The 10,182-nt window shown below is 69.5% G+C and carries 5 protein-coding genes; 2 read left to right on the forward strand and 3 right to left on the reverse strand.

What is annotated here, in order from left to right; all coding sequences use genetic code 11:
* From FH610_RS42210 to FH610_RS42220, 3 genes are all read right to left on the reverse strand, one after another.
* Positions 1-269 (reverse strand): hypothetical protein (locus FH610_RS42210; protein WP_205826456.1); only part of this gene is annotated, 269 nt, incomplete at its 3' end.
* Positions 270-410: 141 nt separating this feature from the next.
* Positions 411-2,792, reverse strand: coding sequence for a family 43 glycosylhydrolase (locus FH610_RS42215; protein ID WP_139580863.1), 2,382 nt, complete (start codon positions 2,790-2,792; stop codon positions 411-413).
* A 244-nt stretch (positions 2,793-3,036) separates the two neighbouring features.
* Positions 3,037-5,970 (reverse strand): family 43 glycosylhydrolase, encoded by a 2,934-nt coding sequence (locus FH610_RS42220; protein ID WP_205826457.1) that lies wholly within the window; start codon positions 5,968-5,970, stop codon positions 3,037-3,039.
* 666 nt (positions 5,971-6,636) lie between these two features.
* On the opposite strand from FH610_RS42220, the gene FH610_RS42225 reads away from it, so the two are divergent.
* Together FH610_RS42225 and FH610_RS42230 are read left to right on the forward strand one after the other, a co-directional pair.
* The gene (locus FH610_RS42225) at positions 6,637-7,443 is read left to right on the forward strand and encodes an SAM-dependent methyltransferase (RefSeq protein WP_240809525.1); all 807 of its coding nucleotides are present in this window, start codon (positions 6,637-6,639) and stop codon (positions 7,441-7,443) included.
* 501 nt (positions 7,444-7,944) lie between these two features.
* Positions 7,945-9,993, forward strand: coding sequence for a bifunctional aldolase/short-chain dehydrogenase (locus FH610_RS42230; protein ID WP_139580865.1), 2,049 nt, complete (start codon positions 7,945-7,947; stop codon positions 9,991-9,993).
* Positions 9,994-10,182 lie beyond the last annotated feature (189 nt).

Here is a 10,182-nt window from a genome sequence, read left to right on the forward strand (position 1 = left end):
GTGTCGGTCACCGTGACGGTGGGCAGGGTGCCGGTGAACTGGCGGGCGGCGGCGTCGGAGCCGTTCTCCTGCAGGGACACCCCGGTGTTGTCGGCCACGGTCATCGACAGCTGGCCGGGGGTGGTGGGGGTGATGTTCACCGACACGTCGATGCCGCTGCCGGTGCCGGGGTCGTCGGCGGCCGCGGCGGGGCCGGCCAGGCCGGCGCCGGCCAGGGTGAGGCCGAGCACGGACGCGGCCAGTGCCTGCGTGGTCCTGTTGATTTTCATGTTCGCTCCATTGATGAGGGGCGGGGCCGGCCGGCTGGTCGGCCGGCCGGCCCCGGGTTGTGCTGCGGCGGTGTCCCCTACGCGTGGACGGTGGCCACCGCCGATACGGTCAGCGGTCGGCCGAGGACTCCCCCGGTGTCGTCAGCAGCTGGCCGCGGTGTAGGCGACGTCGTAGGACGAGGTGACCTGCTTGCCGTCGATCGTCGCGGTGCCCTTCACGGTGACCGTGCCGGCGTCGATCTGGGCGGCCCGGGTGTTGAAGGACTGGTAGGCCTGCTTGCCCGGGGCCACGTCGGCCACGGTCTTGGACCCGAACGGGGTGGTCAGCGTGATCGTCGCCGGCACATCACCGTTGTTGACGGCCGTGACCGCCAGGTACGCCGAGGTGCCGATGCAGCGCGAGGCGGCGGTGACGATCAGCTTGACCGGCGACGAGGCGGCCTCGAAGGACCAGGAGTCGACCTCGAAGAGGTCCGCTCCGTCGGGCCCGGCGTAGGTGAAGTACACGTCGTGCACGCCCTTGACGCCGTCGAGCTTGGCGGTCAGCTTCGTCCACTCGCCGAGCGGCGCGTCGACGGGGATGGTCGCCACCACGGGCGAGGTGCGGCCGTCGAGACGGATCTCGATCTTCCCGCCGGCCGCGAGCGGGCGCACCTTGGCGGTGACTCCCGCGGCGCCGTCCGTGCCGAAGTCGACCTTCGCGAGCGACGTCCAGTCGCCGTTGTCGATGTCGTGCACGACTAGGTTCGGGGCCTGCGCGCCGAACTCCTCCGACCCGCCGTCGATCTTCTTCGTCGCGGTGCCCTGCTGCCAGGCGATCGTCTCGGCCTCGATCACCCGGTAAGGGCTGAGGTTGCGGATCTGGTCGACGCCCTTGTAGTCGCCCTTCACCTCCTTGATCGTGCCGTCCGCGTTGAAGTCGAGCTTGGCGAGGTGCGGGCTGCGGAAGCCCTGTGTTGCGCCGCCCGTGATGCGGCTGTTGAGGGTCTGGGCGTGGTAGGTGAAGTAGTACTGGTCGCCGAGCTTGAACACCGACTGGTGGTTGTTGCCGCCGGCGCCGAAGTAGGTGCCCGGGTTGCGGAAGATGACGCCCTTGTACGTCTCCGGCGTCCAGGGGCCCATCGGGCTGTCGGCCATGAGGTACGCGATGGCCCCGGTCGGCGGGCCGTTGGGGTCGATCGGGCCGCCGAAGCCGAAGTTCGACGAGTACGAGTAGTAGTACTTGCCGTCGCGCTTGAACAGGTAGCCGGCCTCGAACACGAGCGGCGCGTCGATGACCTCCGCCGAGCCCTTGGTGCTGATCATATCGTCGCCGAGCTTGATCACACGCGTGGACTTCGGGTGGTTCGTGTTCTCGGCGCTGCGCGACCCGTCGTCGCCGCCACCACCGAAGACGAGGTAGCCCTGGCCGTCGTCGTCGATGAACACGCCGGGGTCGAAGAGCCAGTTCTTGCCGTCGGAGGCGCCCGGCGTGGCACTGGTGATGAGCAGGTTGCCGCGCTCGTCGTGCCACGGACCGATCGGCGAGTCGCCGACGATGACGCCCGAGCCGCCGCCGCTGTTGGCGAAGTAGAGGAAGAACTTCTCCTTGCCGTCGACGACCTTGCTCTCCATGGCGGGGGCCCACGAGTTGTTCGCGTAGCGGGCGATCCCGCTCGGGCCCGCGACGGGGATCTCGCCGTGGTCGACCCAGTTCATGAGGTCGTCGGACGAGATGACCGTGATCGTGTTGATGCTGGCGTAGGTGTTCGTCGAGGAGACCCCGGTGGGACCGGGCTTGTACTCCTGCGTGTCGTTGGTCATGTAGATGTACACGCGGCCGTTGTGGACGAACGCGTTGCCGTCCGCGCCGAACTTGTGCGAGATGAGCGGGTTGCCCTCGCCGGGGTTCTTGCCGAGCGCCTCGATGGTCGTCGACGGCACGAACTCGGAGACGGACACGTCGTCGACCTTGAAGTCCATGAGGTGCGTGTCCGGAGCGGACGCGGGGTCCGACGTCCAGGGCGTCTCGAAGAACAGCCTCGCGGTGGAGACGCTCTGCCCGGCGGGAATCGTGAAGGTGCCCTGGATGAGCCCCCACTGTCCGCGCGCCACCGTCACCGTGCCGACGTTCGTGTAGGTCGAGCCGCCGTAGTGCATGGTGGCGAAGAACTGCTTGGTCGCCGGGCTGTTGGGGTTCTCGTACTTCACCCGCGCCGTGATCGCGTACGTCTTGCCGGCCTGCACCTTGCCGGACAGGTCCTGCATCGGACCGGATCCGGTCGTCTTGCGGCCGGTGACGAGCACGGCGCTCGCGCCCGCGTACGCGTCCGTTGTGGGCGACAGCGTGGCGCCGTCGGTCGCATTGCCGTTGTTGACGAACCAGCTCCCGAGGCCGTCCTCGAACCCGCCGTTCACGATGATGTTCGGGGCGGCGGCCTGGACCGGCCCCGCCGTCGCGGCGACCGCCGCGGCCAGCATGGCGCCGGCCACCGCCATAGCGGCGACTCGTCGCCGGGTCGTCCTTCGAACACGCTTCAACACGAAATATCCTCCTTGACCTCAGACTTTTCCGGGGACACGGACGCCCCGGGGCGGGTCGGCTCACTGCGGACAGGGACGGGCAGCCGCCCCGGCGAACCGCGCAGACGCGCGCGACGTGTTAGGGGGTGGGGCCGGCCGGCCGGCTGGTCGGCCGGCCCCGGGTTGTGCTGCGGCGGTGTCCCCGTTGTGGGGACCGTGGTCACCGCCGGTGTGGCCGGCCGTGGCCGGCCGCGGTGTGAGCGGCTCAGCTGCAGCTGGCCGCGGTGTAGGCGGCGTCGTAGGACGAGGTGACCTGCTTGCCGTCGATCGTGGCGGTGCCCTTCACGGTCGCCGTGCCGGCGTCGATGTGGGTGGCGCGGGTGTTGAAGGACTGGTAGGCCTGCTTGCCCGGGGCCACGTCGGCCACGGTCTTGGACCCGTACGGGGTGGTCAGCGTGATCGTCGCCGGCACATCACCGTTGTTGACGGCCGTGACCGCCAGGTAGGCCGAGGTGCCGATGCAGCGCGAGGCGGCGGTGACGGTCAGCTCGACCTCCGGCGAGGCGGCCTTGAGCGTGCCGAGCCGGGCCAGCTGGTAGCTGAGCGCCCGCTCCGGAGCGTCGATCTGGTTCTGGGTGCCGAACTGACCGGCCCGCGCCGCCTTCGCGCCGTCGAGCGCGGCCTGCATGCCGGCCCAGGCGTCCGCCGGGTAGTCGCGCTTGTCGAGCGTGCCCGCGTACGCGATGGCCGCGTCGAGGGCGCTCGTGTCGAGCGGCTTGTTCTGGGCGCTCAGCGTGTCGCTGAGCTCGTAGTAGTCGAAGTCGACGTGCCCGCCCTTCTCCTTCGTCGCGTAGTCGAACAGGCCGACCCGGTGTCCCATGAAGTGCGAGAGGCTGCCGTCCAGCGTCTGCGGGCCGACGCGGCTGCCCAGCTGGGTCCACTTCAGCCCGTCGAGGCTGTAGTAGAACGTCGTCCACAGCTGCCCGACCGGCGAGCTGAAGTCGAGGTCCGCCTTCACGTACACCTGGGTGGCGTCTCCCAGCGGAACCGTCGTGCCCGGCACGAAGTTCTCGATCGCCGACTGGTCGATGTCGACCGCGAACGGCTGCACCCGGTTGACGACGCCCAGCGTGTTCTGGCCGTCGACGCGCTTGACCGCCACGTAGGAGAACCCGCGGTTGTAGGCGGCCAGGCCGGCGACGTCACCGTTCTTCATGCCGGAGATGTCCATCCTGGTCTCGACGGACTGCCGCGGCCCGAACGTACGCTGCGAGAGCGTGTTCCGCGCCTCCTCGAACCAGGTCAGCTCGTCCCGATTGGACAGCTTGGTGTAGACGTACTTGCCGGTGACCACCTTGCCGGTCGTCAACCGCAGCCATCCCTCCCGGTCGGTGAGCGACCAGTAGCGGTTGTCGGGGGCGTGGTTCCACTCCCACACCGGGCCGAGCCGCGACCCGTTGGGGGCGATCTCCTCCTTGGAGGGGTTCTCGGTCGTCACCGGCTGACCGACGATCGAGACGTCGTCGATCAGGTAGTCCACGCTCGACGACGCCGGCTGGGGGTTGCCCCACGGGGTCTCGACCGCGAACTTGAAGTTGTCCACGTTCGCCGTCGCCGGGACGGTGTACTGGCCCGTCACGGTCGTCCACTGCCCGGCGGGAACGTTCCCGGACGCCATCGTCTGGACGCCCGCGCCCCAGTCGGCCACGAGGTTGAACCGGATGCTGCTCGGGCCCGAGGTGTACTTGATCTTCGCCGACACGGTGTAGGTCACACCGCGCTGCACCTTCCCGTTCAGGTACTGGTTCGGCCCGGACCCGTTGAGCGTGCGGTTGCTCACCTTCAGCGCCGCCGAGCCCGCGGCCGGATCGCTCGTGTCCCGGCTGAGCGTCGCGCCGAACTGCCCGGCCCACGGCGCGACCGCGTCGGACTCGAACCCGGCGTTCTGCAGGAGCTCGACGCCGATGAGCGAGTCGTCGTACGTGGGCGGGTCAGGGATCGTCCACTGCTCGTCCATGTACGCCTTGTGCGGCGCGTCGTTGGCGAAGTCGTCGGAGGCGACGAGGCTCTTCTGCTGCTCGAACCTCTCCTCCTCCGCGCTCAGCTCGATCGGCTTGTCGAACGCGCCGCCAACCGGCACGACCCCGCTGTTGCCGAACGTCGGCCACCCGTCCTGCCAGGTGGCGGGGATGAGCGCCGGGGTGCGCCCGATCGGGAAGTTGTCCCGGAAGAACATGCCATACCAGTCGGTGCCGCCATTGCGGGAGATCGGCACGAGGCTGCCCTGGGCGAAGCCGTTGGAGTTGAGCACCCCGCGCGCCTCGTAGGTGTTCGAGCCGTCCGCCGAGGTGTAGCGCCCGAGCAGGTCCTTCGAGCGGAACATGGCGACCTGGCGTCCCTGCCCGGAGGGCCAGGTGATGATGACCACGTAGTAGTAGCCGTTGATGTGGAAGACCTGGGCGCCCTCGAACAGGCCGCCGATGAACGGCTTGCCGGCGTAGTCGCTCGCCGCGAAGATGCTCGGAAAATCCTTGTCGATGCCCGACATATCGGACTTCAGGCGCACGGCGCTCGTGCTGCCGGAGCCGTAGAAGATGTACGCCGTGCCGTCGTCGTCGAAGAACAGCGACGGGTCGTGCAGGGCGCGGCCGAGCGGCGTGCGCGTCCACTTGCCGTTCTCGACGTCGTCGGTGCTGTAGAGGTACGCGCCGCCGAGGTTGTTGGTGTTGAAGACGACGTAGAACCTGCCGTCGTGGTAGCGCAGCGACGACGCCCACTGGCCCTGGCCGTAGGAGTTCTGCCCGTTGCGGAGGGAGAACGCGTCGCCGATGTCGGCCCGGTCGAACACGTAGTTGACGATCTCCCAGTTCACCAGGTCGTACGACTTCATGATCGGCGCGCCCGGGCTCAGGTGCATCGTCGTGCTGATCATGTAGTAGACGTCCCGGTGCTCCTTGTTCTCCGCGGCCGGGACGCGCTCCACGCTGATGTCCGGCACGTCGGAGTTGAGGATCGGCACGGTGTAGGTGCCGTCACCGCGGTCGGTCGAGGTGTACGACGGCTTCGGCGACCATCCGCCGGAGGCGCTCGCCACACCACCGTTGGACACGAGACCGCCGCACACGAGCGTGGCGGCCGTCGCGAGCGAGATCCTCCGGAACCGTCGGGGGATCGCCGTGGATCGGCGATTTTCGGGCACGCGAAACTCCTCTGATGAGCAATGCCAGGAAATGCCTGACAGGAGTGGGGGGTGGGATCTGAGTGGGCGGTCGACTGATATGCGGGCGAACCGTCGGCCCGCGAAGGAGGACTCGTCCCGGGTCCGGCCGGAGTGGCGGTCCCGCTGGGAGGGGCGGAGCGTGCGGACTCGCAATGAAGGCGATGTCCTATCGGTTATGCCAGGTGGAGAGGGCGGCGTTCACCTCAGGTGCGCAGGTAAGGCGGTCATGAGGCGATCGCGCATGAGGGAGGCCGTATTCGTGAGGGCGGGGCGGCGTGAAACGTTCCCGCGGAGGGGCGGGGTGAGCTGCGGCGGGGGGACCGCTCTCATCAGGGGGGCTCCTCGACCTGTTAGCGCTAACATTTCGGACTGCGGGTAGATCGCGGCGATGTCCCGTGACCGTAGGTGGGGACGGCGCGCACTGTCAAGAGTGTGAGACGTGCGTCGAGGTCGGTAACGTACTGTCCGTAAGTCGGTAAATTACCGTCTCGGCACGTCAAGGAGCGGTCCAGCGAGGTGGATAACGGATTCGCCTACACTCAGCCTCTTCGTGCCGGTTTCTGGCGTTCGATGACAAATTGGTGACGTGTCCTCCTTGTCGCGATCAAGGCCGTACCATCCTTGATGTACGACGAGGGGAGTGTTGTGGACGAGCGTAAGGCGCCGGCGGGCGTCGACCCGTTTACGCCGAGCGTGGCCCGGATGTACGACTACTACCTGGGCGGCAAGGACAATTTCGCGGCGGACCGAGAGGCAGCCGAGAAGATCATCGAGATCCTGCCCAACCTCCCCGACATCGCCCGGGAGAACCGCGAGTTCCTGATCCGGGCCGTCACCTACCTCGCGCGGCAGGGCATCCGCCAGTTCCTCGACGTCGGCGCCGGGCTTCCGACGCAGCGCAACGTCCACCAGGTCGCCCAGGAACTGGCCCCGGAGTCCCGGGTCGTCTACGTGGACAACGACCCCGTCGTCCTCGTCCACGCGCGGGCCATCCTCGCCGAGAACGAGCGGGTGCGCGCGATCGAGGCGGACATGCGCGACCCCGAGGCGCTGCTGCGGCATCCGGAGGTCCGGGAGCACATCGACTTCTCCCAGCCGGTCGCCGTCCTCCTGCTCGGCGTGCTGCACTTCATCCCGGACGACGACGAGGCGATGAAGATCGTCACGGCGCTCCGGGGCCCGCTCGTGCCGGGCGGCTACCTGGTCGTGTCGCACGGCTCCCTCGGCGACCTGAGCGACGACCAGGAGGAGGAGGGCCGCAAGGTCTTCAGCCGGACCTCCGTCCCCGGCACCACCTCCCGCTCGTACGACCAGATCCTCGCGTTCTTCGACGGTCTCGACCTGGTCGAGCCGGGAGTGGTGCCGCTGCAGGAGTGGAGGCCCGACACCGACTACCCCTTCGTGCGAGAGGGGAAGGCCGGCGCGCTCGGCGGCGTGGCCCGCGTCCGCTGACGCCGAAGCGGGACACCCCGGCTCGCGGGAGAGTGGGCAGGCGGGCCTCGGCGTGGTCCCAGGCGGTCTCCCCGCCGAGGGGACCACAGGTCTTGAGTGGTTCGCTGTGGTGCACCAGGTCGCGGAGTCGTCCGGAGATGAGACTCGATCCCGATCCCATGCGGGCCTACGCCCGGTCAGGTCCATGCGGGCCTACGCCGGTGGGGCCAATGCGGGCCTACGCCCGGTCGGGCTACTTCGGCAAGATCCGGGCTGAGCGGGTCGGCGGCACCCGGGCCGGCTGGGGCGCCTGACGTCTAGCGGAATCCTTCCGCACCTCACCGGTCGCGCCTTACCGGTCGCGCCTTACTGCCGGCCAGGCCCGCCGGCCAGGTCCAGGGGCCGGTCTCCAGCCGCTCGGCCCGTCGCTGTAGCCTGCCGCCCGGCGCCCGTTTTGTCATAACTCATCCCATAAGGCCATCATCGTTCGGACCCATCGAACCACTCGTAGGGGGAAATTTCATGACCACGCCGGTTGAGCAGCTGCTCGAACGCGCGCACCTGCTGGGAGCCGATCCCCGCAACACGAACTTCGCCGGGGGCAACGCCTCGGCCAAGGGAACGGCCCTCGACCCGGTTACCGGCTCCGACGTGGAACTGATGTGGGTGAAGGGGTCGGGCGGCGACCTCGGCACGCTCACCGAGGCCGGCCTGGCCGTGCTCCGGCTCGACCGGCTGCGCGCGCTCACCGGCGTCTATCCGGGCGTCGAACGCGAGGACGAGATGGTCGCGGCCTTCGACCACTGCGCCTTCGGCAAGGGAGGGGCCACGCCGTCGATCGACACCACGATGCACGGCCTGGTCGACGCGGCGCACGTGGACCACCTTCACCCCGACGCGGGGATCGCCGTTGCGGCCGCCGCCGACGGCGAGGAGCTGACCCGGCGCGTCTACGGCGACCGGGTCGTCTGGGTGCCCTGGCGGCGGCCCGGCTTCCAGCTCGGCCTGGACATCGCCGCCATCAAGGACGCCAACCCCCAGGCCGTCGGCTGCATCCTCGGCGGGCACGGCATCACCGCCTGGGGCGACACCTCCGCCGAGTGCGCGGACAACTCCCTGTGGATCATCCGCACCGCCGAGGCGTACATCGCCGAGCACGGCAGGCCCGAGCCGTTCGGCCCGGTCAAGCCGGGCTACGAGCCGCTGCCCGAGGCCATCCGGCATGAACGTGCGGCGGCGCTGTTCCCGGTGCTGCGCGGCCTGTGCTCGACCGACGTCCGCCAGGTCGGCCACTACACCGACACCCCCGAGGTGCTCGACTTCCTGTCCCGCGAACGCCACCTCGAGCTCGCTGAGCGCGGCACCTCCTGCCCCGACCACTTCCTGCGCACCAAGGTCGCGCCGATGGTGCTCGACCTGCCCGCCGGCGCACCGCTGGAAGACGCGATCTCCCGCCTCGGCGAGCTGCACGCCGCCTACCGCGAGGACTACCGCGCCTACTACGAGCGGAACGCCACCCCTGCCTCGCCGCCGCTGCGCGGCGCCGACCCCGCCATCGTGCTGGTTCCGGGCGTCGGCATGTTCTCCTTCGGCAAGGACAAGCAGACCGCCCGCGTCGCCGGCGAGTTCTTCCTCAACGCGATCAACGTGATGCGCGGTGCCGAGGCGCTGTCGGTCTACGCCCCCATCGAGGAGTCGGAGAAGTTCCGCATCGAATACTGGGAGCTGGAGGAGGCCAAGCTGCGCCGCCTGCCGGCGCCCAAGCCGCTGGCCACCCGGATCGCGCTGGTCACCGGCGGCGGCTCGGGCATCGGCGCGGCCACCGCGCGCCGCCTGGCCGCCGAGGGCGCCTGCGTGGTGGTCGCCGACCGCGACCTCGCCGCCGCCGAGAAGGTCGCCGCCGAGATCGGGGCCCGCGCGTACCGCCCCGCCGACGCGGCCGTGGCCGTCCAGGCCGACGTCACCGACGAGGGCCAGGTCACCGAGGCCGTACGGCAGGCCGTGCTGGCCTTCGGCGGGGTGGACCTGGTGGTCAACAACGCCGGGCTGTCCCTGTCGCGCTCCCTGCTGGAGACCACCGCCGACGACTGGGACCGCCAGCACGACGTGCTGGCCCGCGGCTCGTTCCTCGTCTCCCGCGAGAGTGCCCGCATCATGATCGACCAGGGCATGGGTGGCGACATCGTCTACATCGCCTCCACGAACGCCGTGTTCGCCGGGCCCGACAACGTGGCCTACGGCGCGGCCAAGGCCGACCAGGCCCACCAGGTGCGCCTGCTCGCAGCCGAGCTCGGCGAGCACGGCATCCGCGTCAACGGGATCAACCCCGACGGGGTGGTCCGCGGCTCCGGCATCTTCGCCTCCGGCTGGGGCGCCAACCGAGCCGCCGTCTACGGCGTGCCCGAAGACAAGCTCGGCGAGTTCTACGCCCAGCGCACCCTGCTCAAGCGTGAGGTGCTGCCCGAGCACGTCGCCGCCGCCGTCTTCGCCGTCACCGGCGGCGACCTGTCCCTCACCACCGGCCTGCACATCCCCGTCGACGCCGGAGTGGCCGCCGCGTTCCTGCGCTGACGAGCTGGTGTCCGGCTGGCACGAGGTGCCGGCCGGACCCGACGGGCAGGTCACGGCCGGGTTACTGAGGTTGAACTCGTGGTGTCGTAGGGGCTGATGGCTCGTCGTCCGTGCGGTATCACCGGAGCATGCGATATCCACAAGGAGGCGGGCTGACTGCCGAACGGCAGCAGTTCCGCGAGGAGTTAC

Origin of the sequence: Microbispora catharanthi (genome assembly GCF_006334915.2) — a bacterium.
Lineage (GTDB): Bacteria > Actinomycetota > Actinomycetes > Streptosporangiales > Streptosporangiaceae > Microbispora > Microbispora catharanthi.

What these genes read in the sequence shown, in the direction of transcription:
- FH610_RS42230 (WP_139580865.1), top strand. Translation starts at nt 7,945, where the DNA reads ATGACCACGCCGGTTGAGCAGCTGCTCGAACGCGCGCACCTGCTGGGA.